At 62.7% G+C, this 23,934-nt stretch carries 20 protein-coding genes; 10 read left to right on the top strand and 10 right to left on the bottom strand.

The window, feature by feature from the left end:
* Nucleotides 1-801 precede the first annotated feature (801 nt).
* The gene (locus tag ACIPL0_RS10415; protein WP_400599770.1) at nt 802-1,518 is read right to left on the bottom strand and encodes a cysteine hydrolase family protein; all 717 of its coding nucleotides are present in this window, start codon (nt 1,516-1,518) and stop codon (nt 802-804) included.
* A gap of 141 nt (nt 1,519-1,659) precedes the next feature.
* On the opposite strand from ACIPL0_RS10415, the gene ACIPL0_RS10410 reads away from it, so the two are divergent.
* Nucleotides 1,660-2,481, top strand: a complete 822-nt coding sequence (locus ACIPL0_RS10410; RefSeq protein ID WP_400599771.1) for a helix-turn-helix domain-containing protein — start codon at nt 1,660-1,662, stop codon at nt 2,479-2,481.
* Here ACIPL0_RS10410 and ACIPL0_RS10405 read toward each other — a convergent pair whose 3' ends face one another.
* A complete protein-coding gene (locus ACIPL0_RS10405) occupies nt 2,482-4,011 on the bottom strand; it encodes an MFS transporter (protein WP_400599772.1) in 1,530 nt (509 codons plus the stop codon).
* 215 nt (nt 4,012-4,226) lie between these two features.
* Here ACIPL0_RS10405 and ACIPL0_RS10400 point away from each other — a divergent pair, with 215 nt between their 5' ends.
* The 5 genes from ACIPL0_RS10400 to ACIPL0_RS10380 all read left to right on the top strand — a co-directional run bounded on the left by ACIPL0_RS10400 (nt 4,227) and on the right by ACIPL0_RS10380 (nt 9,121).
* Complete coding sequence (locus ACIPL0_RS10400) at nt 4,227-5,102, top strand: LysR family transcriptional regulator (RefSeq protein WP_400599773.1); 876 nt, start codon at nt 4,227-4,229, stop codon at nt 5,100-5,102.
* 99 nt (nt 5,103-5,201) lie between these two features.
* Nucleotides 5,202-6,239: a Fic family protein gene (locus tag ACIPL0_RS10395; RefSeq protein ID WP_400599774.1), complete on the top strand. Its 1,038-nt coding sequence runs from the start codon at nt 5,202-5,204 to the stop codon at nt 6,237-6,239.
* 95 nt (nt 6,240-6,334) lie between these two features.
* Nucleotides 6,335-7,525 carry a CaiB/BaiF CoA transferase family protein gene (locus tag ACIPL0_RS10390; protein ID WP_400599775.1) on the top strand — a complete coding sequence of 397 codons (1,191 nt, stop codon included), beginning with the start codon at nt 6,335-6,337 and terminating at the stop codon, nt 7,523-7,525.
* 288 nt (nt 7,526-7,813) lie between these two features.
* Nucleotides 7,814-8,191 carry a VOC family protein gene (locus tag ACIPL0_RS10385; RefSeq protein WP_400599776.1) on the top strand — a complete coding sequence of 126 codons (378 nt, stop codon included), beginning with the start codon at nt 7,814-7,816 and terminating at the stop codon, nt 8,189-8,191.
* A gap of 3 nt (nt 8,192-8,194) precedes the next feature.
* Complete coding sequence (locus ACIPL0_RS10380; RefSeq protein WP_400599777.1) at nt 8,195-9,121, top strand: LysR family transcriptional regulator; 927 nt, start codon at nt 8,195-8,197, stop codon at nt 9,119-9,121.
* A 21-nt stretch (nt 9,122-9,142) separates the two neighbouring features.
* On the opposite strand, the gene ACIPL0_RS10375 is transcribed toward ACIPL0_RS10380, so the two are convergent.
* The 3 genes from ACIPL0_RS10375 to ACIPL0_RS10365 all read right to left on the bottom strand — a co-directional run bounded on the left by ACIPL0_RS10375 (nt 9,143) and on the right by ACIPL0_RS10365 (nt 13,227).
* On the bottom strand, nt 9,143-10,345 hold the full coding sequence (locus ACIPL0_RS10375) for a glycosyltransferase family 4 protein (RefSeq protein WP_400599778.1): 1,203 nt from the start codon (nt 10,343-10,345) through the stop codon (nt 9,143-9,145).
* 2 nt (nt 10,346-10,347) lie between these two features.
* Nucleotides 10,348-11,661, bottom strand: coding sequence for a cellulase family glycosylhydrolase (locus ACIPL0_RS10370; RefSeq protein ID WP_400599779.1), 1,314 nt, complete (start codon nt 11,659-11,661; stop codon nt 10,348-10,350).
* Between the two features lie 111 nt (nt 11,662-11,772).
* Nucleotides 11,773-13,227 (bottom strand): mannose-1-phosphate guanylyltransferase/mannose-6-phosphate isomerase, encoded by a 1,455-nt coding sequence (locus tag ACIPL0_RS10365; protein WP_400599780.1) that lies wholly within the window; start codon nt 13,225-13,227, stop codon nt 11,773-11,775.
* 545 nt (nt 13,228-13,772) lie between these two features.
* On the opposite strand from ACIPL0_RS10365, the gene yegS reads away from it, so the two are divergent.
* On the top strand, nt 13,773-14,681 hold the full coding sequence (gene yegS, locus ACIPL0_RS10360; RefSeq protein WP_400599781.1) for a lipid kinase YegS: 909 nt from the start codon (nt 13,773-13,775) through the stop codon (nt 14,679-14,681).
* 74 nt (nt 14,682-14,755) lie between these two features.
* On the opposite strand, the gene ACIPL0_RS10355 is transcribed toward yegS, so the two are convergent.
* From ACIPL0_RS10355 to ACIPL0_RS10340, 4 genes are all read right to left on the bottom strand, one after another.
* Nucleotides 14,756-15,415: a response regulator gene (locus tag ACIPL0_RS10355; RefSeq protein WP_400599782.1), complete on the bottom strand. Its 660-nt coding sequence runs from the start codon at nt 15,413-15,415 to the stop codon at nt 14,756-14,758.
* Nucleotides 15,412-16,302, bottom strand: a complete 891-nt coding sequence (locus tag ACIPL0_RS10350) for a sensor histidine kinase (RefSeq protein ID WP_400599982.1) — start codon at nt 16,300-16,302, stop codon at nt 15,412-15,414. The genes ACIPL0_RS10355 and ACIPL0_RS10350 overlap by 4 nt, the downstream gene beginning before the upstream one ends.
* A gap of 477 nt (nt 16,303-16,779) precedes the next feature.
* Nucleotides 16,780-17,289 (bottom strand): hypothetical protein, encoded by a 510-nt coding sequence (locus ACIPL0_RS10345; protein WP_400599783.1) that lies wholly within the window; start codon nt 17,287-17,289, stop codon nt 16,780-16,782.
* On the bottom strand, nt 17,283-17,525 hold the full coding sequence (locus ACIPL0_RS10340) for a hypothetical protein (RefSeq protein WP_400599784.1): 243 nt from the start codon (nt 17,523-17,525) through the stop codon (nt 17,283-17,285). The genes ACIPL0_RS10345 and ACIPL0_RS10340 overlap by 7 nt, the downstream gene beginning before the upstream one ends.
* 305 nt (nt 17,526-17,830) lie before the next feature.
* Here ACIPL0_RS10340 and ACIPL0_RS10335 point away from each other — a divergent pair, with 305 nt between their 5' ends.
* Nucleotides 17,831-18,757, top strand: a complete 927-nt coding sequence (locus ACIPL0_RS10335) for a chemotaxis protein CheV (RefSeq protein WP_400599785.1) — start codon at nt 17,831-17,833, stop codon at nt 18,755-18,757.
* A 117-nt stretch (nt 18,758-18,874) separates the two neighbouring features.
* The gene (locus ACIPL0_RS10330; protein ID WP_400599786.1) at nt 18,875-19,684 is read left to right on the top strand and encodes an MOSC domain-containing protein; all 810 of its coding nucleotides are present in this window, start codon (nt 18,875-18,877) and stop codon (nt 19,682-19,684) included.
* Nucleotides 19,685-19,851: 167 nt separating this feature from the next.
* Here ACIPL0_RS10330 and ACIPL0_RS10325 read toward each other — a convergent pair whose 3' ends face one another.
* Entirely contained in the window at nt 19,852-21,780 is a 1,929-nt protein-coding gene (locus ACIPL0_RS10325) for a transglycosylase SLT domain-containing protein (protein WP_400731525.1), read from the bottom strand.
* Between the two features lie 190 nt (nt 21,781-21,970).
* On the opposite strand from ACIPL0_RS10325, the gene ACIPL0_RS10320 reads away from it, so the two are divergent.
* Entirely contained in the window at nt 21,971-23,890 is a 1,920-nt protein-coding gene (locus ACIPL0_RS10320; protein WP_400599788.1) for an ATP-binding cassette domain-containing protein, read from the top strand.
* Nucleotides 23,891-23,934: the final 44 nt, after the last annotated feature.

The following is a 23,934-nucleotide window of genomic DNA, read 5'->3' as shown; positions in this document are numbered from 1 at the left end:
CTCACGTGCTCAAAAGGCACCGCTGCTCATCAGCTGCCATCCACCCCTCTCACCTCTGACATTACCTCAGCTAAAGACACAAGCCCTGCTCGCGATAGCGGTGGGTCAATCGATACGACGTTGACTGACCTGACGCCTTCGCGAGCAGAGCTCCCTCCCACAAAATGCTGTGTATGCCGCCTAACGGATGAGCAATCCAAAACCTGTAGCAGCATGGCTTGTCAGTGGTGGCATCCTTGAGTGCGCTGACGCCGGCAAGCCGGACTGCTACAGGGTGGTGGTTTCCTGCCTGAATTTTGCTGACAACACAAAACCTGTGGGAGGGAGCCCTGCTCGCGAAAGCGTCATCCCGGTCAATGCTGTGTTGGCTGACCCGCCGCCTTCGCGAGCAGGGCTCCCTCCCACAAAATGCTGTGTTTGCCGCCTGACGGGTGAGCAATCCAAACCCGTGGCAGCATGGCTTGCCAGCGGTGGCGTCCTTGGGTGCGCTGACGCCGGCAAGCCGGGCTGTTACGGGGTGGACGTGTCCTGCCTGAATTTTGCTGACAACACAAAACCTGTGGGAGGGAGCCCTGCTCGCGAAAGCGTCGTATCAGTCGACATCGTGATATCTGACCCACCGCCATCGCGAGCAGAGCTCCCTCCCACAAAAAATGCTGCGTTTGCCGCCTGACGGATGAGCAATCCAAACCCGTAGCAGCATGGCTTGCCAGCGGTGGCGTCCTTGAGTGCGCTGACGCCGGCAAGCCGGACTGCTACGGGTTTGGCGGTGTATGCACCCTCATTCAGAGGGATGCACCGTTACTTCTTCAACCGCTCCAGCACCTGCGCCGTGGTCCACAGCGCATTGGCGATGAAGCGGTAGTTGATCAGCGCCGCATGGTAGCCGTCGCCCTCGGGCATGCGCGGGCCGGCGGTGGCGTCGCGGACCACGGCGACTTCAAAACCCTGTTCCACCAGGTCGCGCAGGTGTGACTCGACGCACAGGTTGGCGGCCATGCCGGCGAGGATCACCTGGCTGACGCCCTGTTTGCGCAGTTGCAGGGTCAGGTCGTTGGTCTGCGGGCCGTAGACTTTGTGCGGCGAGCAGATGATGGTCTTGCCGTCGAGGATGAACGGTTTGTACTGCGGCATGAAATCGGCGCCGGAGCCGTCGAAGCCGCTGAGGTCCAGGGGCGAACGGCGGTCGAACATGCCGATGTCGTGCATCATTTTTTCCAGCGGCCCGCCGTGTTCCCAGCTGTGATCGCAGGGGTAGTAATAGTGCGGCGAAATCGCCACGGGAATACCGGCCTGTTTGGCGGCGGCGAACAGTTGCTCAAGGTGGCCGACCACGCCGTTCTCCGTGACGCAGTCACCCACGAACGGCCAGGTCACGCCCTCGGGGCTGAGAAAGTCTACTTGCGGGTCGATCACCACCAGCGCCGCACGGGACAGGTCCAGCTGCATGCCGGGGTCCGGCAACACAGGGTTCTGCGGGTCGCGGTAGAGGTCGTTGCTGCTCGATTCAGTGCTCATTGTGAGGCTCCTCGGATTGGAATAACCTCTTGCGGGCCCGTCGCTACGGGTGTCGTGGTGCCCGGCAAGTGGAGCCATGTTCGTCGTTCGCGCCGTGGCGGTTTTGTCCCGGCGTCCGCCTTTTTTGCCTGAAGTGACTCAATGGACGCGCTATCCGAGTTTTTCGACCGAATCCAGATGTCCGGGCGGCTGTTTTACGCCGGAACGGTGTTCGACACCCTGGACATCAACAAGCCGGACGGCACCGCGTTCATCCATATCGTTGAAAAGGGCGGGCTGGACCTGATCCGCCCCGGCCATCCGCGCATCGCCCTGGACGGGCCGACCGTGCTGTTGTGCCCGAGCACCTGTCGCTACAAGCTGCAGCCGACCACGCAACAGGGCGCGGAAATCATCTGCGCCACCTTCGAGTTCGGCGTGAGCATGGGCCGTTCGTTTCCGCTGGGGGTGACCGACACCCTGGTGTTTCCGTTCAGCGACCTCGACCCGGTGGTGCCGGTGATCGACGCCCTGCTCGCGGAGTTTCGCGGCCAGGGCGCCGGCCATCGCAAGGGCCTGAGCGTGCTGTTCGAATACATCCTGATCGTGCTGGTGCGGCGCGCCATCGAGGAGGGCATGATCGCCCGCGGCGGGCTGGCGGCAATTCTCGATCCGCAACTGGGCAAGGCGATCAACCAGATTCACCTCAACCCCGAGCGCGACTGGAGCCTCAAGCAACTGGCCGAGCTGGCCTGCATGTCGCGGACGAAGTTTTCCGCGCAATTTCTCAAGGTGGTCGGCGTGTCGCCCATCGCCTACCTGACCGGCTGGCGGCTGAAGCTGGCGCGGGACCTGATGAAGCAGGGCGTCAAACTGAAGATCGTCGCCGCCTCGGTGGGCTACAGCTCCCAGGCGGCGTTGAGCAAGGCGTTCGTTCAGGAAATGGGCCTGCCGCCCGGCGAGTGGCTCAAGCGGCAGGGCTGATCAGGCGGTCTTCAACTGCAGGACGGGGATCGGTTTGCGCATCAGCGTACCGACCAGCACTGCCGCAAACAGCCCGGCGAAGCCGGCCACCCACAGCACCGAACCGAAACCGCTGATAAAGGCCTGTTGCGCCAGCGGCTGGACGATCTGCCGGGCACTGGCATCGAGGGGCTGCAGCGCTGCGCTCATGTCGCCGGCCACCACCCGCGAGGCCATGAACTCGGCCTGATCGGTCCAGCCGGGGGCACTGGCCCGCAGGTTGTGCAGCAGGGCGTCGAGGGTGTGGCTGGCGAGCAGCGCACCGTACACGCCGACGGTCAGCATGATCGCGCTGAAGCGCATCGTGGTGCTCATGCCCGAGGCCATGCCGGTGCGCTCGCGAGGCACGCAGGCCATGATGTTTTTCTGCGTGTCGCCGTTGAGCAGCCCGGCACCGGCGCCGGTCACTGCGATGGCCACGGCAAACGCCGGGTAGCCGCCAATCGTGGTGGCCCAGGCGCTGAGCAGATTGCCAAGACCGACCAGACTCAACCCCAGCGCCATCATCGCCGCCGGTGACAGATGACGGGACAGCTTCGGCCCCAGACGCGGAAACAACAGCATGGTGATCGCGAACGGCAGCATGCCCAGACCGGAATCGATGGCGCTGAAGCCCAGGCCGTTCTGCAGGTAGAACGGCAGCAGGGTCATCATTACCTGCGCGCAGCCGGCGTAGGCGAACATGCCCAGCAGTGCGCCGATGAAACGCGGGTATTTGAACAGTTGCAGGTCGACCATGGGGCGCTTTTGCAGACGTTCGGCCACCACGAACAGCCCCAGCAACGCCGCGCCGCCCGCCAGCCGGGAGAACGTCAGTGGATGCTCCCAGCCGATGCGGTTGGCTTCGATCAGGCCCCAGATCAGGCACAGCAGGCTGGCGCTGAAAAACAGGCTGCCGACCGGGTCCAGTCGCGCCGATTGTTCGTTGCGCGACTCCTCGACGTTGCGCAACACCATGGCCAGCAACACCAGCCCTACCGGCAGGTTGAGGTAAAAAATCCAGCGCCAGCCGACCAGTTCGGCGATCAGCCCGCCGATTGTCGGGGAGGCGGTCATCGCCAGCCCCATGCAGGCGCCCCAGAACGCCCAGGCCTTGACCCGCTCGGTTTCGTCATGGAAGACATGGCCGATGGTCGCCAGCGCCGAGGTCAGCAACAGCGCCGCACCGACGCCCTTGAGCGCGCGGGCGATGTCGAGAAACAGAATGTTCGGCGCCGCGCCGCAACCCAGTGAGGCCAGAATGAACAGCACCAGCCCGCTGATCAGCATTTTCTTGCGGCCGAAGCGGTCGGCCAGACTGCCGGCGGGCAGCAGCAGCGCGGCGAAGGCCAGCATGTAGGCACTGACCACCCATTCGATATCGGCGAAGCCCGCACCCAGGTCGCGGGCAATGCTGGGCAGAGTGACGGCGACGACGTTGGTGTCGAGGACCATCAGTGCACACACGCCGGAGGCGGTGAGCAGGGTCATGCGGGGGCTGGGGCGGGACATGGTGGGCTCCGGGATCTTGTTAGGTGCCAGCTAATGGTCATGTAGGCGCTTGCTTGTCCACGATGGCGGCCTGTCAGGCACCACGAAAATCTCTGACCAAAAGCATCGCGGGCAAGCGCGCTCCTACAGGTTTGGCGTAGGCGCAGGATATCGCCGGATGGCTTATGCTTTATTACCCGTATTCAACGACTTCATTACCTTCAAGGTAACGCGACATGGAAATCCGTCACTTTCGCTACTTCCTCGCGGTGGCCCGGCACCGCCACTTCACCCGCGCGGCCGAGCAACTGGGCATCGCGCCACCGACCCTGACCCGGCAGATCCAGGATCTGGAAAACGCCCTTGGCACGCGCCTGTTCGTTCGCGAGACACGGGAAGTGCGCCTGACCGAAGCTGGTCGCGCCTTGCAGGTCGAAGCGGAGCTGGCGGTGCGTCAGTTCGAGACCGCGCAATACAACGTGCAGCGGGCCGGTCGTGGCGAAGCGGGGCGGATCGAGCTGGGCTATATCGCTTCGGCGGTGTTTTCCGGGGTGTTGCAGCATCAGGTCGGGCAATTTCGCCGGCAGTTTTCCGATGTCGAGTTCACGATCACTGAATGCCTGATGGCGGCGCTGCCGCGGATGATCGAGGAGGGCCGGCTGGACGTCGGCTTCATCCGCTCGCCGATGAATCTGCCTGACGGCGTCGGTGCGGTGAAACTGCTCACCGAAGGCTTTGCTCTGGCGCTGCCGGACAGTTCCTGGCTGTGCAAACTCAAGACCCTCAATGCGGTGCACCTGCAGAACGAAACCTTCATCCTTCCCGAACAGATCTCCGGCACCCTGGAAGTGGCCGCCCAGGGCGGCTTCGCCCCGACCCTCGGCCCGCAACCGGGCGGGCTGGTGTCGGTCATCGCCCTGGTCAGCCTCGGCCAGGGCGTGGCGGTGGTGCCGGAATCGGTGGTCGACCACATCCGCCTGCCCAACGTGATCTACCGACGCCTGGACGATTGCCAGCCCACCTCCTACCTGTCCCTGATCCACCGCCGCCACGAAAAGACACCGGTGGTGATGCGGTTTATCGAGCATGTGCGTGGGGCACGAGAGGCTTGAGGGTGAGCCTGGATAAAAAGACCGCGTAGACCGGGTGTTTCCGCGATCCAAAGACGTGACAATGCACGCCTGCAATAGACCGAAGACGGACCTGAACGCATGAAAAACTACCAACCGCCTCTGACGCTGACCCCCTTGATGCTCGACCTGGTGGCCGACATCAGTGAGCGGGTCGGACGTTTGACGGCGATGCGCGATGAACGCCTGACGCCCATGCTGCGGCGAGGCAATCGCATTCGTACGATTCAGGCGTCGCTGGCCATTGAAAACAACACCCTGAGCCTTGAGCAAGTAACTGCTGTGCTTGAAGGACAGCGGGTTCTTGGGCTCCCGCGCGAGATTCAGGAAGTGCGCAATGCCTTTGCGACCTATGAGGTGATGCCGCAGTGGCAACCGTCGGTACTTCAGAATCTGCTCGGTGCCCATGGCTTACTGATGCACGGGCTGATCGACGACGCCGGACATTTCAGGCAGGGCGGCGTGGGCATCTATCGCGGCGATCGTCTGCTGCACATGGCGCCCCCGGCCAACCGGATTGTCAGCCTGATGCAGGACTTGATGGGCTGGTTGAGCACATCGGCGCTGCATCCCTTGATAGCCAGTTGCGTCTTTCACTATGAATTTGAATTCATTCATCCGTTCGCTGACGGCAACGGCCGGATGGGGCGGCTGTGGCAGACGCTGATCCTCAGCCAGTGGCGTCCGGTACTGGCTTATCTGCCGGTGGAAACGGTGATTCGCGAGCAGCAGGAGGACTACTACGCCGCGCTCTCAGCGTCTGACCAGATGGCCGAAGGCACGCCCTTCGTCGAGTTCATGCTCGCCGCTTTGCGACAGGCGCTGTGTGAAATCGAAGATGCAGAAGCGGCTACCGCACAAGTGGCCGCACAAGTAACCGCACAAGTAAGCGATCATGTGGCGCGCTTGCTGAGCTTCCTGCTCGACAAGCCGGCGATGTCGGCTGGCGATCTTATGTCGGGAATGGGGCTGAGCCATCGCCAGTCGTTTCGCAACACCTATCTGGGGCCTGCGCTGAACGACGGCTGGGTCGAGATGACGGCCCCCGAATCGCCGCGCAGCCCCATGCAGACCTATCGGCTTTCCGGGCGTGGGGCGGCGTTGGCCAGAAGCCTTTAGCGCATGCGGAATACGGCGGTGAAATTTGCATTTCCCCGGAAAGCCAGCAAAGCAGACAATCAGCATCACGTTTTTCCAGAACAAAAGGGCATCTCATGCAAAAGCCTCTGCAGGGGATCCGGGTCGTCGAGCTCGGACAACTGATTGCCGGACCGTTTGCGGCGAAAGTGCTGGGCGAGTTCGGCGCCGATGTGATCAAGATCGAACCGCCGGGCACCGGCGATCCATTGCGCAAGTGGCGGCTGCTGCACGACGGCACGTCGGTGTGGTGGGCGGTGTCGTCGCGCAACAAGCGCTCGGTGACTCTCGATCTGCGCGAGCCGGAAGGGCAGGAGGTGGTGCGCAAGCTGCTCGCCGAGGCCGATGTGCTGGTGGAGAACTTCCGTCCCGGCACGCTGGAAGGTTGGGGCCTGGGTTGGGACGTGCTGCACGCGCTGAACCCGAAACTGGTGATGCTGCGGGTCTCCGGCTACGGGCAGACCGGGCCGTACCGTGACCGTCCCGGTTTTGGCGTGGTCGGCGAGGCCATGGGCGGGTTGCGTCATCTGTCCGGCGAGCCGGGGCGTACGCCGGTGCGGGTCGGGGTGTCGATCGGCGATTCGTTGTCGGCACTGCACGGTGTCATTGGCGTGTTGCTGGCGCTGCGGCACCGCGACCAGAACGGCGGTCAGGGTCAGGAAATCGACGTGGCGCTGTATGAGTCGGTGTTCAACATGATGGAAAGCCTGATTCCGGAATATTCGGTGTTCGGCGCGGTTCGCGAACCCGCCGGCAGCAGTCTGCCCGGTATTGCGCCGTCCAATGCCTACCGCTGTCGGGACGGCCGTTATGCGCTGATTGCCGGCAATGGCGACAGCATTTACCAGCGGCTGATGACCCTGATCGAGCGGCCCGATCTGGCGGCCGACCCTGAACTGGCGCACAACGATGGTCGGGTTCGGCATGTCGAGCTGATCGATGGCGCCATCTCTGCCTGGGCGGCCAGCCATGACTTGGACGAGGTGCTGGAAAAGCTCACCGCCGCGCGGATTCCGGCCGGCAAGATCTACAACGCTGCCGACATTGCCGCCGATCCCCATTACCAGGCGCGGGACATGCTGCTGGCCAGCCAGCTGGACGACGGCACGCCCGTCACCTTGCCGGGCATCGTGCCCAAGCTCGGCACCACGCCGGGCGGTGTGGAACGCCCGGCACCGAAGCTGGGCCAGCACACCGATGAGGTACTCGAACAATTGGGCATCGATGCCGAACAGCGGGCGCAATGGCGTGCGCGTGGGTTGATCTGATCCACGCGACGCGGATATTTGCAGGTGCTGGCTTGCTGACGGTGATGTCGTTGAAATCGCTACCGCCGGCAAGCCGGACTGCTACAGGGATTGCGGATACACCACAAAACAAAGTGGGAGGGAGCTCTGCTCGCGAAAGCGGTGGATCAGTCAGTACAGCATTGACCGGAATGACGCTTTCGCGAGCAGGGCTCCCTCCCACATCAGATCTCTCTCAGGCTTGCCAACAGGGGTGTCATGACGATATCTACGCAATGGCCCTGAATGAACACATTGGAAACAACTCCCATGATCGATCACCTCGACCATCTGGTCCTCACCGCCGTCGATGCCGATGCCACGGTGGATTTCTACACCCGTGTGCTGGGCATGCAGCTGGAAACCTTCGGGGCCGGGCGCATGGCGTTCAGGTTCGGCCAGCAGAAAATCAACCTGCACATCCGCGGCCATGAATTCGAGCCCAAGGCCCATGTGCCAGTGCCCGGCGCGCTGGATCTGTGCTTCATCGCCAGCGTTCCGCTGGAGCAGGTCATTGCCCGGCTCAACGATGCGCAGTGGCCGATCATCGAAGGGCCGGTGATGCGTACCGGCGCCACTGGGCCGATCCGTTCGGTGTATGTGCGTGACCCGGACCTGAACCTGATCGAAATCTCGGAACAGGTCTGACCGATGCCGCTGCCCGACATGAATCTGCTGATCGCCCTCGATGCGTTGCTTGAAGAGGGCAGCGTGGTGGGGGCGGCCCGGCGCATGCACCTGAGCCCGGCGGCCATGAGCCGGACGCTGACCCGGGTGCGCGAAGCGCTGGGTGATCCGGTGCTGGTGCGCGCCGGTCGCGGGCTGGTGCCGACCCCGCGAGCGCTGGCCTTGCAGGCTCAGGTGCGCTGTCTGGTGGAGCAGGCCGCCGAGCTGTTCCAGTCCCGCGAAGAAGTGGATCTCAACACCCTGGAACGCTGCTTCAACATCCGTTCCAACGATGTGTTTTTCGGCGCGTTCGGCGGGCATTTGCTTGATGCACTGCGGGCTCGGGCGCCACGGGCGACAATCCGCTTCGTGCCGGAAGGCGAAGGCGACGATGATGCGTTGCGCGAAGGGCGGATCGATCTGCACATCACCTCGCGGCCCAACTTCGGCCCGGAAATCAAGGTGCAGAAGCTGTTCGACACGGTCTTCGTCGGGTTGGTGCGCGAGGGGCATCCGATCCTCGCCGAGGCGATCAGCGCGCAGCGATTCGCCCATTACGATCACGTCAGCGTTTCCCGGCGCGGGCGGGCCAGAGGGCCGATCGACGAGGCGCTGGAAAACATGGGGCTGTCTCGGCAGGTGGCGCTGGTGACGCCGAACTTTCATTCGGCGATTTTTTCCGCCGCGCGCAGCGATCTGGTCATGGCGCTACCGGAGCCGGTGCTGTGGGGCATGCGCGAACTGGGCCTGCGCATGCGAGCGTTCCGGATCCCGCTGGAGCTTGAGCCGGTCACCGTGATGCAGGCCTGGCATCCACGCTTCGACAAGGACCCGGCCCATCGCTGGTTGCGCCAGACCCTGTGGGAAGTGTGCACCACCCACGAAGCGTGGAATGACAGCAACTGGTCGTAGCCGCCGGTTCCGCGCCGCCGTTCAGTGGCCGGCGCGGGCGCGCCGGACCTGGGAGTAGATGCCTTCGAGGCGGCTGGCAGACACCGACCAGTCGTGCTGCTGGCGGACATGGGCACGACCGGCTTCACCGATCCGCACCAGTTGCGCAGGCTGTTCGATGATGTTTGCCAGTCGCCGCACCAGATCGTCGGCATTGGCGTAGCGCAGGTAATGCTCACCGTCGATCAGGTTCAAGCCGCTGTACCCCGCCGTACCGGCCACCACGGTCAGCCCGGCGGCCATGGCTTGCAGCACGTTGAGGCGGGCGTCGCTGTCATCGCCCGGCGTCGCCAGAAAGATCGCCGCATTTTTTTGCAGCGTGCGCAGATCGTCGATCGGTCCCGGCCATTCGATCCGTGCGTCGCTCCAGCGCTGGCGCCACTGGCGGGTCAGTGTCTGCCCGCCGATGCTCAGGCGTGCTTGCGGGGCCAGCCGCCAGAGTCGCGGCATGACCTGAGCGAGCAGCCAGGACAAGGTTTCGCAACCGGCCGCATCCTCGACCAGAAACAGCAGGCGCTGGCTGTGACGATCAGGCGTTATCCGCGCGTAGTGATCGCAATCGACGCCGTTAGCGACCACGGCCGTGGCTCTGGCCGTCAATCGCGCCAGGCCTTTGGCATCGTCCTCGGTGACTGCGATCAGTTGCCGACTCTGACTGAACACCCGGGTTTCCCATTGCCGATAGCGCCACTGATCCAGACGGTGGAGCAGCCGGGTCCACTCCGGCAGCGGCTGATAGCGCACGGTGTCGCTGCTGGATTCAATGCTGGATTCGATGCGGTGCTCGGTCATCACGAAGGGCTTGCCGTGGCGCTGCAGCGGCGCTTCGAACGGCTGGAAGCTGTAACTGTGCTCGATCTGGATCACGTCCCAGTGCTCCGCCAGCAGCGACTCGAACGTGGCCTGCAATTGCGGCGAGAAGCCATTGAGAGTGGCCAGCATCGGCGGGCGGGCGAACAGCAGCGTGCGCAGGCTGGGCCTGGGGCGCCTGGGAATGACGATCAGACGCTCCAGCCACGGCTCCAGTGCTGCGCGGGTATCGGCATCGGCGGCCGTGCAGGCATGCACCAGCAGGGTGATCCGATGGCCGCGGGCGGCGAGGTTGCGCAGCAGATGAAACTGACGGGCGTTGCCGGGGCTGCTGATCGGCCAGGGCATGTAGGGCAGCGTCCAGAGAATGCGCATGCTCAGCGGTTCCAGGCGAGGATCTGCAGGGATGGGGTCAGCGCGACATCGACGCCGCGCGCATCGGCCAGCTCCGTCTGTTGGCCGGTCAGCGGGTCGTGGAGGCTGGCTTTCTTGATGCCGGGAAAGGTCAGGTGTGCGCCGCTGGCGCTCCAGGCCATCAGCAGGTGCGAGCCGTCCGGGCGATTCCAGGCGATGGCGATCAGGTCTTCGGGAATGGCGGTGGCCGGGGGCAGGTCGGCAGGCAGCAGAGTGGGCCCGGTGATGCCGAGGAAATTCGCCAGTGCGGTGTACACAGGCTTCGCTTCGCCATTGAGGTCGAGCAGGCCGTAGGCGCTGTCGCGGGGCTGGCCGGGCAGGTCGTGGTCGCTGAGGTTGAACAGAAAGATGCGCTGATAATCGAGAGCGCTCATCAGGGCCAGTCGGCGCAGGGTGTAATCGGCCTGGGTGACGGGGCCGCTGCTGCGTTGTTGGGGAGAAGGCCCGGTATAACTGGACCAGCCCCATTCGGTGGCCCAGACCTTTTTCACCCCGGCATCGTGCAGGCTGCGATTGAGATTGCCGGCGCGGCTCAGAAAGTCCTGATCGGCGATGGAGTCACCTTCCGGGTAGTCGGAGTAGGGGTGGTAGGCGGCGATGATTTTCTGGCCGGCCAGGCCCTGATCGACCATCGCTTGCAGCATGTAGGCGGTGGAGCCGCGAATCTGCCCGTAATAGGCGACGCCGGCGCTGACGATGCCGGCGTCCGGCCTGGCGCTGCGGATGGCGCGGGCGGTGGTGGTGAGCAGTTGGTAGTAGGCCGCCGGATCGGCCTGGGGCAGCCAGAGAATGTTCGGCTCGTTCCACACCTGCCAGTGGCTGACCTGCGGGTAGTGCTGGGCGAGGGCGGTCATGCGCTCGGCAAAGATGCTGTCGTCCCGTGGCGGATACTGGTCGGCGTTGCTGGCGCCCTGTGGCGCGCTGCTGTCAAACGCGGCAGAACCGGCGAGGCTGGCGACGATGCGGTAGTGGCGGGTGCTGGCGGCACTCATCGCCGCGTCCAGTTCGGTGAGGTGGTACTGGCCTTGCTGAGGCTCCAGCGTCGGCCATTGCAGGCTCCAGCGGATCCACTGCAGGCCCAACTGGTCCACGCGGTCCATCTGCTTCTCGTAGACCTGCGGTGCGTACTGATGAAACTGCGCGTTGACCCCCAGGAAGTCCTTCCAGGTGACGGCACGTGGCGCCCGCAGCAGGACTTCCGCCGAGGCCGGCAGCGCGACCAGCGCCAGGACGCCTGCACACAGCGCCGTCAGGCTCGGTGACCGCGCGCTTTTCATCGGGCAGAACCTTGCGTCATGGGACACACCGCTCCTTGCGGATCGCATTTGCCTGTCGCCGCCACACCGGAGATCGGCCGCGCCGGGAGCGGCCGAGGGTAAAAGCCCCGGTCAGGCTTTTGCGGCTTCCGGTACGCGGCCATAGACATCGTTGAACCGGACAATGTCGTCTTCGCCCAGATACTCGCCGCTCTGCACCTCGATCATCACCAGATCGATGACGCCGGGGTTGACCAGGCGGTGAGTGTGTCCGGGCTTGATGAAGGTCGACTCGTTGGTGTCGAGCATGAATTCACGCTCGCCGTTGGTCACCAGGGCCATGCCGCTGACCACGATCCAGTGCTCGCTGCGGTGGTGGTGCATCTGCAGCGACAGCGCCGCCTTGGGCTTGACCACGATGCGCTTGATCTTGAAGCGCTTGCCTTCCTCCAGCACTGTGTACGTCCCCCACGGCCGGGTGACGGTGTTGTGCAGCAGGTAGGCCGGATGGCCCTGACGCTTGAGCGCCTGCGCCAGCAGCTTGACCTCCTGGGTGCGTTCGGCATCGGCGACCAGCAGGGCATCCGGGGTGTCGATGATCACCAGATTGTCCACGCCGACCGCGCCGACCAGACGCTTTTTCGAGTCGATGTAACAGTTGTGTACGTCATGCAACACGACCTGACCGTTGCACTGGTTGCCGTTTTCGTCGGCCGGCGCCAGCTCGCGAATCGCCTGCCACGAGCCGATGTCGCTCCAGCCCAGCTCGCAGGGCACCACGGCGACTTTCTGCGAGCGCTCCATCAGGGCGTAATCGATGGAAATGTCCGGCGCCAGGGCGAAAGTGGCGCTGTCCAGTTCCATCTGCATTTCGTTCTTGCCTTCCTTGCTGTTGCACTGCGCCAGGCAATGGCGCACGGCAGCGAGCACGTCCGCTGCGTGGGTTTCCAGTTCCTGCAGCAGGGTGTCGACGCGCATGCAGAACATCCCCGCGTTCCACAGGTGCAGGCCGCCGCTGAGGTATTCCTGAGCGGTGATGGCATCGGGCTTTTCGACGAAACGGGCGACCTGATACGCGCTGTCGCTCAGCGCCTGGCCCTTTTCGATGTAACCGAACCCGGTTTCTGCGCGGGTCGGGATCAGGCCGAAGGTCACCAGCCAGCCGTCGTCGGCCACTTTGCGCGCATCGGCCACGGCGGCGGCAAAGGCGTCGACGTCATGAATCAGCTGGTCGGCCGGCAAAATCAGCAACTGTGCGTCGTCGCCATGGCGGGCCTGCACGTGCAGGGCGGCGGCGGCGATGGCTGGCGCGGTGTTGCGTCCGAAGGGCTCCAGTAGAAAGTCCAGCTGGATCTTTCTGCTGTTGAGCAGGCGGTAATCGTCGACCGTGCGGAAATACACCTCGCGGTTGGTCACCGTCAGCAGGCTTTCCACGTCGGCCAGGCCACTGGCGCGGTTGAAGGTCTTCTGCAGCAGGCTTTCGCCGTCTGGCAGGCGCATGAATGGCTTGGGCATGGCCTCACGGGAGACGGGCCACAACCGGGTGCCGGCCCCGCCGGCAATGATGCAGGGAATCAGAGTGCTCATCGGGAAGTCTCGCGTGGGAAGGGCACCGGCGCCGCAGTGCTCGCTGAGGTGGACAGGACTGACCGGACAGGGCGTGGCTCGCATTGCGCGAGGGCGGACCCGAGCCGTTTTTCGATTGGCAAAAGACTGTCGACTGACTGCAGTCGCATAAAACGTCCTCGCATTTCGTTCCATGAATCCGGTCTGGCCTTGGCCTGGCCTCCGGTGCTCAATCTCAAAATAGTCAAAACAATGACTATTTTTGTAAATATTTCAGTTCTAGCCAATATTTTGTCGATTAAGCACCTGCTTCGCCCGCATTACAATCCCATCAATGAGAAAAAATCCTGTTCGCTGCCAAACGGTCGGCGCTGCTTCAGGGCATGCACAGGATTTCCCTCAAACGCGGGGGATGAATTCAGTAAAGCCCATGTAACAACTGATGTCATCTTGCCTACCTGAGGCCGGTGGAAATGGCTGAGAAAGCAAAAAAACCAGCAGGCCGGGCTATTTTTGTCAGCGCTGCGGTCAACATCAGCACGCAATCACAGGACAGAGGGAAGGCTATGACGCAGCGCAGGGCACTTTTGATTCTTCACGGCAAGCAGGCTCTCAATGAAGAGGTGCGCAGCGAGGTGGAGCGCAAACGTCGGCACGGCTGGGAACTGGACGTGCGACTGACCTGGGAGGCCGGCGATGCTCAGCGTCTGGTGAACGAAGCACTGGCAGCGGGGCATCGACAGATCATTGCCGGTGGCGGCGATGGCACCCTGCGGGATATCGCCGAAGCCCTCGCTCTGGCGGACAGCGATGCCAGCCTGACCATTCTGCCGTTGGGCACCGCCAACGACTTTGCCCGGTCGGCCGGCGTGCCGCTGGAGATCGGGCGGGCGCTGGATTTGCTCGATGTGCCGGCGCGTCCGGTGGACATGGGGGAGGTTGACGGCCAATTGTTCCTCAACATGGCAACGGGCGGTTTCGGCAGCCAGGTCACGGCCAATACTTCGGAGGATCTGAAAAAGGTGCTGGGCGGCGCAGCCTATCTGTTCACCGGTCTGTCGCGTTTCAGTGAGTTGAAGGCTGCCTATGGTGAGTTGCACGGCCCGGACTTTCACTGGAAGGGCGATCTGCTTGCCTTGGGGATCGGCAATGGCCGGCAGGCGGGCGGCGGGCATCCGTTATGTCCCGATGCGCTGGCCGACGACGGATTGCTGGACATCAGCATTCTGCCGGCGCCGCAGGAGGTGGTCGGCACGCTCAAGCGCCTGCTCGAAGGCGGGCTGGGCATCGACAATCTGTTCGTGCGCGCACGCTTGCCGTGGGTCGAACTGAAGTCGGTGCAGGGGCTGGATATCAACCTGGATGGCGAGCCGTTGCAGGGTGAACAACTGCGTTTCGAAGCGCGCCCGGCAGCGTTGCGCATTCACCTGCCGGCGCATTCGCCGTTGCTGGGGCAGGCCAAACGTCTTTCGTAGCAGTCCGGCTTGCCGGCGGCAGCGATCTCAGGAGGGGGCACCGCTGGCAAGCCATGCTGCTACGGGCTTGGCGTTCAATCATCCAGGCTGATGATCTGTTCGCGCACGCAGAACAGCACCAATCCCGCCACGTCGTAGATCTGCAGGCGTTTCATGATCTGCGAGCGGTGGGTTTCCACGGTCTTGATGCTCAGGTTCAGACCGTTGGCGATTTCCCGGGTCGATTTGCCGCGCACGATCAGGCGCAGAATCTCCAGCTGGCGAGCGGTCAGGTTGTGGTTTTCCACCGGTTCGACCTTGTTCGCCTGCGCGCTGACCAGCGCCTGGTTGATCACGGTGTGGGCGATGGCCGGGCTCAGATAGCGCTCATCGTTGCGCAAGGCTTCCAGTGCCTGTTCGATTTCAGTGGCGGTGGCGTCCTTGAGCAGGTAACCGTGGGCACCACCTTCCAGCGCACGCATGATCATCTGCGGATCGGTGTGCATCGACAGGATCAGCACCTTGCTCTGCGGCAACGTGCGGTGCAGGCGCTCCAGCGCATCCAGGCCGTTGCTGTCCTTCATGGAAATGTCGAGCAGGATGATGTCCGGCTTGAGCTCCAGGGTCATTTCCAGCAGTTGTTCGCCATCGGCGGCTTCACCGATGACCCGGTAACCGGGAATTTCGGACACCAGTGCGCGAACACCGGCACGGATCAGGGCATGGTCATCGACCAGAAGAAGGTTGCAGGTCATGGACGTTTACTTATCTCGGCGCGTTCGCGGGCGCGGGGTGCCCAAGGAAACAGGGCGTGAATATGGGTGCCGTTGCCGGGCTGGCTGTCGACGGTCAGGCTGCCCCCCAACAGGCTGGCGCGCTCGGTCATGCCGGCCATGCCGCGCTGACCCTGCTTGCCGGGATCGGGGGCGGGCACGAAGCCCACGCCATCATCGGAGATGCTCAGTGCCAGCCCTTCAGGACGGCGTTGCAGGCGCACCAGCAGGTTTTTCGCCTGCGCGTGGCGCAGCATGTTGGTGACTGCTTCCTGGGTGATGCGGAACGCGGCGACGGCCATCTCCTCGGGGATTCCGGCCAGACGCTGCTGGCATTCCAGGCTCCAGAGCACCGGGGTATCGGCCAGCGTGCGTAACAGGTGCGCGCGCAGGCTGGCTTCCAGGCCCAGGCTTGCCAGTTGTCTGGGGTTGAGAATCGCCGACACGTCGCGGACCTTCGCCAGGGTTTCATCGAGGATGTTGTTGAGCATCGCGCAGTGCGCATGCAGCTCCTCGGGCGCGCGGCGCTGCAGCCAGTCGCTCTGCAGCTTGGCGGCGGTGAGCATCTGGCCGATATCGTCGTGCAGTTCGCGGCTGAGGCGATGACGCTCGGTTTCCTGAACCTGCAGCATGTGGTCTGCCAGCTCCTGGGGCTGGAACTGGATGGTCCGGCTGGGGCGAATGAGGCTGACGCACAGGCACAGGAACGCCATGACGTTAAGCAGGAGGAAACCTGCCGGCACGCCACCGTCGATAAAGTAAGCAACGGAACAAGACGCCGTTGTCGCCAGACATAATATCGCCACCCACCGAAACGCCTTGTTCCTGCTCATAGGCCGTAACTTGAAGGTCTTGTTGCTGCCATGCATAGCGAATGAAGCCATCGGATAAATGTTGCGGATGCCCGACACCTGCATGTCAGGCCACTCAAACAGGCCAACCGGGCGACACGGAGATGCTCACCGTCTATATGTGTGCAAAACCCCGAGGTCGATTTGCAAATACGTTAATTGCTTCAAGAACTTCCCGACTGATTCGCGGGGCGCCGATCTTACCTTAAATACGTCGGTTATTAAGCGTTAAGTGCAAACATGACGAGAAAACCGGGTTGTCCAGTTAGTCAGGAATTACCTGGAACGATGGTACTGATTCCGGGGTGTGCAAACGCTATGTGCTATTAAATGGCCTGCTTTCAAACTTCAGGGTGCCGTCTGGCAAGTTCGAATGCAACTGGAAGTGGCGAGCATGTCGCGTTTGATCAGGATCAAGTCATCGCAGGGGAAAGTGTCGTTTTCAGGCATGTTGCCCTGACTGCGGAGAGGCAAGGCAGTGCGGGTCTGGACGGGTCAGAGAGAGGCAGGAAGGTCGGCGCGTTCGACCGGCAGCGACTCGACATGCGCGACGGCCAGCGGGAGGGGCCATTCCACGGTGACAGCATGGCTGTTGTCCAGCTTGCCGATGCCGCAGCAGCAACCGAACTGCTCCAGCAACTCATGCTGTTCGCTGTCGTCCAGCGGCAGGAGGCCGGTTTCCGGGTCGATCAGTTCGACCTGCCAGGACAGCAGCGACAGGCATTGCCGCAGCGATAACAGTGCCTTGGGCTGCAGACGCCCGGCAGCGCTGGCGAAATACAGCAGGTAACGCAGTTGCCGGGCGAATCCGGCAATGGCCGAGATCTGCGCCACGTCGGCCTTGCCGGCCAGCTGCTGCAGGGTGTTGAGCAGGCACTCGATGGCGTCCCGGTCGTCGCCGATCAGTTCGAGATGGTGCAGGCATTCGTCCGCGCGGCCCATGAGGACCTGGCTTTCATCAAGAAAATCACCGTGCAGTTGATGCCATTCATTGCCGTTCAGCATGTGAAATCTCCACTCTTCATGGACAGCAGCCTTTGGCCGCTAGGGGCGAGTGGCCCAAAGTTAATGTCGATGGCAAATGAAAGTCTGTAGGGCGTTTCTGAATGTTGTGAATTGTTTTGAAACGGCAGGGTATTGGCGCGCGCGCGAATGCCTTGGCCCTGAATCCAGTGGCGGGCGCGGCGGCCTGCCATCACTGGCTTGACGAGGGGATCGAGGGTTTCCACGAGCACAGCCACGTACCTGACTCCATTCATTCAATGAGAAGGGCGTCACAATAATGGCTATTAGAAACCGCGAATATCAGGTTTGCCCTGATTGTGGTTGAGGAATCCCCCTAGGGGAATGTATGAGCACGGCTCGTCCTTTCGGCAAAAGTCATTGTCTGGCAATGCTTTAAGCCATACGGGATATCCGTGAGTAAAGCATGATGTTAATGTGATATCAATTATGTCCTGCGGCAATTCATCGCGATTAAGGTCCGCACCGAAGCTGCCGATAACAGGACAGCGCAATTATTAGAACCCTGCTCCAGGAGCAATAGATGGCCGGCATTCTCGACACAGTAGACCAACGTACGCAGCTGGTGGGTGAGAACCGCCTGGAAATTCTCATGTTTCGCCTGGCGGGTCGGCAATTGTTCGCCATCAACGTGTTCAAGGTGCAGGAAGTGCTGCAGTTGCCCAAGTTGACCCTGATGCCGCAACGGCACCCGTTTGTCTGTGGCGTGGTCAATCTGCGCGGGCAGACGCTGCCGGTGATCGACCTGTCCCAGGCCATCGGCATGCGTCCGCTGGTGCCGGGGCCTTCGAGCACGATCATCGTCACTGAATACAACCGCTCGGTGCAGGCGTTTCTGGTGGGCGGTGTCGACCGCATCGTCAACATGAACTGGGAGGCGATCCTGCCCCCGCCGGGCAGCGCAGGGCGCCAGCACTACCTGACGGCGATCAGCAAGGTTGACGATCAACTGGTGGAAATCATCGACGTGGAGAAAGTCCTCGCCGAGATCGTTCCGTACAACGCCAGGGTGTCCCGCGACAAGCTGGAGGACCCCGTGCTGGAGCGCGCGCGTGGCCGTGAAGTCCTGCTGGTGGATGATTCCAGCGTGGCCATTGCGCAGTTGCGTGACACGCTGTCCCAGCTCGGGGTGAAAATTCATGTGGCCAGTGACGGGCTGAAAGCGCTGAACATGCTCAAGCAATGGGCCGATAGTGGCGAAGTCGTCACTGACAAGCTGCTGATGGTGTTCACTGATGCGGAAATGCCGGAAATGGACGGCTATCGTCTGACCACCGAAATCCGCCACGACCCACGCCTGCGGGGGCTGTACGTGGTGCTGCACACGTCGTTGTCGGGCAGTTTCAACGAGTCCATGGTGAAGAAGGTCGGTTGCGACAACTTCCTCTCCAAGTTCCAGCCGGACAAGCTGGTCGACGTGGTGCGCGAGCGTCTGCTGCTCGAACACTGATCGGCAAAGGTTTCACGCCCCTTGCTGTATGGAGGGGCTTTTTTGTATCTGTACTGCTCCTTGTGGCGAAGGCTCGTATAAAGTGTGGCCTTTCCGCATTGTCATAAGGACGCGTCCATGCTGCACCTCAGCGCGCTGTATCGCTATCCCCTCAAATCCTGCAAGGCCGAAGTGCTGCAACAGGCCAGCTTCGACGAGTTGGGGCTGAGCGGCGACCGACGCTGGATGCTGGTCGATGAAAGCAACGGTCGCTTCTTCACCCAGCGTGCCTTGCCGCACATGTCGCAATTGTCGGTGCTGTGGAACGCCATGGGTGGCGTGACGCTGTCGGCGCCGGGCGTTGCCGCGCTGGATGTCGCGCTTCCGGAAAACATCGAAGACAACCTGCGCGGCGTGACCGTGTGGCGCGACACCTTGCGTGTGCCGGATGCCGGCGATGAGGCGGCCCGCTGGGTCAGCGACTTCATCGGCAAGCCGACGCGCATGGTGCACATTCCCAAGGAACGCGCCCGCTGGCTGCCGTCAGGCTACGGCACGGTCGACGACAAGGTCGGTTTCGCCGACGGTTTCCCGCTGCTGCTGATCGGCCAGTCATCGCTGGATGATCTCTCGGACAAGGTCGGTCGGCCGCAGGAAATGCTGCGTTTTCGTCCCAATCTGGTGATCGAGGGCGCCGAGGCATTCGCCGAAGACGGCTGGAAGCGCATTCGCATTGGCGACATGCATTTCCGCGTACTCAAGGGCTGCTCGCGCTGCATCCTCACCACCATCGATCCTGCCACCGGCGAGCGCAATGCAGACCGCGAACCGCTGGCCACGCTCAAGGGCTACCGCGAGCGCGAAGGCGAAGTGTGGTTCGGGCAGAACATGGTCAACGACGGCGCCGGCGTGGTGAAGGTAGGGATGGAGGTTGAGGTGCTGGAGTAGGGCGTTTCAAGCGTTTCTGCCAAACGCGGCAAAGGCTTTTGATTCTGTGGGAGGGAGCCCTGCTCGCGAAAGTGATGGATCAGGCAATGATGCATTGACTGAACTGGCCCATTCGCGAGCAGGGCTCCCTCCCACAAAGTTTGCCTCAGTGCTGGATCACGCAGGCATCACAAGTCATCAAAAAACCGCTCATGCCAGTCAACCAGCGGCTGCGGTGCATTGAGTTTCTGTCCGTAGATCACCGCATACGACAGCACGTTCTGCACGTACTGACGGGTCTCGTCGAACGGGATGCTTTCCACCCAGACATCGAACGCGAGGTGGTTGGCGCCCTTGAGCCACTGACGCACGCGTCCCGGGCCTGCGTTGTAGGCTGCCGAGGCCAGCACCCGGTTGCCGTTGAACTGGGCGTGAACCTGGCTCAGATAGGCAGCACCCAACTGAATGTTCTTGTCCGGGTCGAGGATCTGCGCAGGCGAGGCGAACGGAATGCTGAACTTGCGCGCCGTCTCCTTGGCCGTGCCCGGCATCAGCTGCATCAGGCCACTGGCGCCGACGCTGGAGCGGGCGTCGTCCATGAATGCGCTTTCCTGACGGGTAATGGCGAACACCCAGCTGGAGTGCAGGCCACGAACCTGTGCCTCGCGCACCAGCGTGTCGCGGTGCGCCATCGGGAAGCGAATGTCCAGATCGTCCCAGTATTGCGCCTGGCTGATGGTGCGGATGGCCGGGAAATACCAGCGCATGTCGTAGGCCAGCTTGGCCTGGGCCACCATCTCGTCACGGTTGAAGCGGCGGGTGACGTGGTACCACTCGCGGCGCCCGTCGACCACCTGGCCGCGATCGTAGAACTCCAGCGCACGGCGCACGCCCGGCGTGTTGCGGACCTTGTTGATGGTCGCCTGGCTGAGCATCAGTGGCTTGTTGTTCAACTGATAAGGCGTCTGCGTGCGATCGGCAGCGAGGAAGCCGTAGAAGTCGCGCTCTTTCGACACCGTCCTGTACAGCGTCGGCAGTTGCGGGTTGTTCGGCTGCGCCAGTTCCAGTGCGCGGGCCTGCCAGTAGCGCCAGCGGTTGGTGGTGGCCAGATCCTGCGGCAGGCGCCGGGTCAGGTCGTAGGCGTCTTGCCAGCGGCCCAGGCGCAGCAGCAGGCGCAGGCGCCACTCGGTCACGGTGTTGTCACGCAGGTCCGGGTCGTACTTGGTCATCACTTCCAGTGCGCGGCCGTCGTAGCTGCGCGCCAGGGTCAGGCCGATTTCCTTGGCGATCTGCACCTGTTCTTCATGGGAGAAGCGCAGGGTCGGCGAATAGCTGTCCAGCAGCTCCATGGCGCGCTGCGGGTCCTGCTTGGCCAGACGACGCAAGCCCAGGCCGACTACGTCGGACATGGCCTCGTCCGCCGGCATGAACTGCGCCGGGTTGTTGACCATTTCCGGCTTTTGCGCGACCGCGATCAGCAAGCGGCCTTGAGGCGCCAGTGTGGTCATGCTGTTGACCAGTTGATTGGCCAGCGCGTAGTTGCGCGCCTGAGCGGCCAGTTTGGCGCGTTGCCAGCGTTTTTGCTCGGTCAGTTGGCCTTCGACCGCCCATTGGGTGAAGAAGGTGTCGCAGGCCGCCGGCAGGGTCTTGCCGGTCATCCACAGCTTGTCGGCGTTGGCGTAGCCTTCGGGACGCAGGTTGTGGCTCAGCTGGTACTGGCCGTACAGGCAGTCGAGTTCGGTGAAGTTGAGCTTCGGATCGTAATACTGGACAAAGGGCTGCCAGTCGCCACGGGAAGCCAGCATGCGCAGCCAGCGCAGCTTCATGTAGTTGGCCTGGGGCAGGTCGCCGTGATCGGCCAGAAACTTCTCGACTTCCTGATTGCTCGCGGTATTCAGGCGGGCGGTCAGTTCGTCGTAGGCCAGATAGGGTTCAAGCGGATAATCGTTCAGCGCCGAGGCGTACATCCGGTAGGGGCCGGAGTCGCCCTTGGCGAGGGCGCGCTTGGCCTGATCGTAGTATTGGCGTTGCGTGGTGAGATCGACCGCATGGGCGGACTGGGTTGCGGTGGCCGACAGAAGCAGGCAGGACAAAAGGCGTAACAAACGACTGCGCATGAGACTTCCGTGCAGAGAGACCGTGAAAAAATGCCGTTAGCTTAGCCTTTTGCCAGCGTTCCTTGAAGCGCTGCCTTATGGGCCGTCATGAATGGAAACAATAGCTCATTGCAAATGGCTGTCTGTCATTGAGTCGCCCCACCGGGCGGGTATCTCGGGTAGAATGCGCGCCCGGTTTTTGGAGAAGCTCATGACCCTGCTCAAATTCAGCGATGTGTCCCTTGCGTTCGGCGCCATGCCGTTGTTGGACAAGGTGTCCTGGCAGATCGCCCGTGGCGAGCGGGTCTGCATCATCGGTCGCAACGGCACTGGCAAGTCCAGCATGTTGAAACTGGTCAAGGGCGTGCAGTTGCCCGATGACGGCAGCATCTGGCGTTCGCCGGGGCTGAAGATCGGCGAACTGCCGCAGGAATTGCCGGTAGCCGATGGCCGCACCGTGTTCGACGTGGTCGCCGAAGGCCTGGAAGGTGTCGGTGCATTGCTCGCCGAATATCACCACCTGAGCCAGAACATCGTCACCGCCGAAGACCTCGACAAGCTGATGCATGTGCAGTCGGACCTCGAAGCCCGTGACGGCTGGCGTCTGCAGCAACTGGTGGACAGCACCCTCAGCCGCCTGCAACTGCCGGCCGACAAGACCCTCGCCGAGCTCTCGGGTGGCTGGCGTCGCCGCGTGCTGCTGGCTCAGGCGTTGGTGGCCGAGCCGGATCTGCTGCTGCTCGACGAGCCGACCAACCACCTGGATATCGGTGCGATTGCCTGGCTGGAAGAAGCGCTTAAAGAGTTTCAGGGCGCAGTGTTGTTCATCACCCACGACCGTTCCTTCCTGCAGAACCTTGCTACCCGCATCCTCGAACTGGACCGCGGCGGCCTGATCGACTGGAACGGCGACTACGCCAGTTTCCTGGTGCACAAGGAAGCCATGCTGGCGGCGGAAGAAACCGCCAACGCGCTGTTCGACAAGCGTCTGGCCCAGGAAGAGGTGTGGATTCGTCAGGGCATCAAGGCCCGTCGTACCCGTAACGAAGGCCGCGTGCGCGCGCTCAAGGCCCTGCGCGTGGAGCGTAGCCAGCGCCGCGAGCGCACCGGCAAGGCGAACATTCAGCTGGACTCCGCCGAGAAGTCCGGCAAGCAGGTCATGGTCCTGGAAAACGTGAGCTTCGCGCATCCGGGCGGCCCGACGCTGATCAAGGACTTCTCTATGGTCCTGCAGCGCGAGGACCGCATCGGTCTGCTCGGCGCCAACGGTACCGGCAAGACCACCTTGCTCAAGCTGATGCTGGACAACCTCACCCCGACGGCGGGCACCGTGGAAGTCGGCACCAACCTGGAAGTCGCCTATTTCGACCAGTTGCGTCATCAACTGGATCTGGAAAAGACCGTGATCGACAACATTTCCGAAGGTCGCGACTTCATCGAGATCGACGGACAAAACCGTCACGTGCTGAGCTACCTGGGCGATTTCCTGTTCAGCCCGCAGCGCGCTCGTACGCCGGTCAAGGCATTGTCCGGTGGTGAGCGTGCCCGTCTGTTGCTGGCCAAACTGTTCAGCAAGCCGGCCAACCTGCTGGTCCTCGACGAACCGACCAACGATCTGGACGTGGAAACCCTCGAATTGCTGGAAGAGGTGCTGTCGAACTTCAAGGGCACCGTGCTGATGGTCAGCCACGACCGGGCATTCCTCGACAACGTGGTCACCAGCACCCTGGTGTTCGAAGGCGAGGGCAAGGTACGCGAGTACGTCGGCGGCTATCAGGACTGGCTGCGTCAGGGTGGTTCGCCGCGTCTGCTCGGGGTGACCGACAGCAAGTCCGGCAAAGCCGAACTCAACACCGCCGTGGTGGCGCCTGTCGCTCCCGAGCCGGTAGCGGCTGCCGACATTCCGGTGGCAAAGAAAAAGCTCAGCTACAAGCTGCAGCGCGAGCTGGAAGCGTTGCCGGGGCAGATCGATGAAGTCGAAGGGCAGATCGCTGCGGTGAACGAAGAAATGGCGGCGCCGGGCTTCTATCAGCGTCCGGTCGAACAGACCACCGCCGTACTGGCGCAACTGGAAAGCCTGCAGGGTCAGCTGGACGCGTTGCTGGAGCGTTGGGCCGAGTTGGACGACTGATCGCGTCAGCCTGGAGATTGCTGCCGCCGACAAGCCGGACTGCT

Source organism: Pseudomonas sp. NPDC090208 (genome assembly GCF_044746785.1).
Taxonomy (GTDB): domain Bacteria; phylum Pseudomonadota; class Gammaproteobacteria; order Pseudomonadales; family Pseudomonadaceae; genus Aquipseudomonas.
Note: the sequence above shows the minus strand (reverse complement) of the source record. Positions and strands in the feature narration are given on the sequence as shown.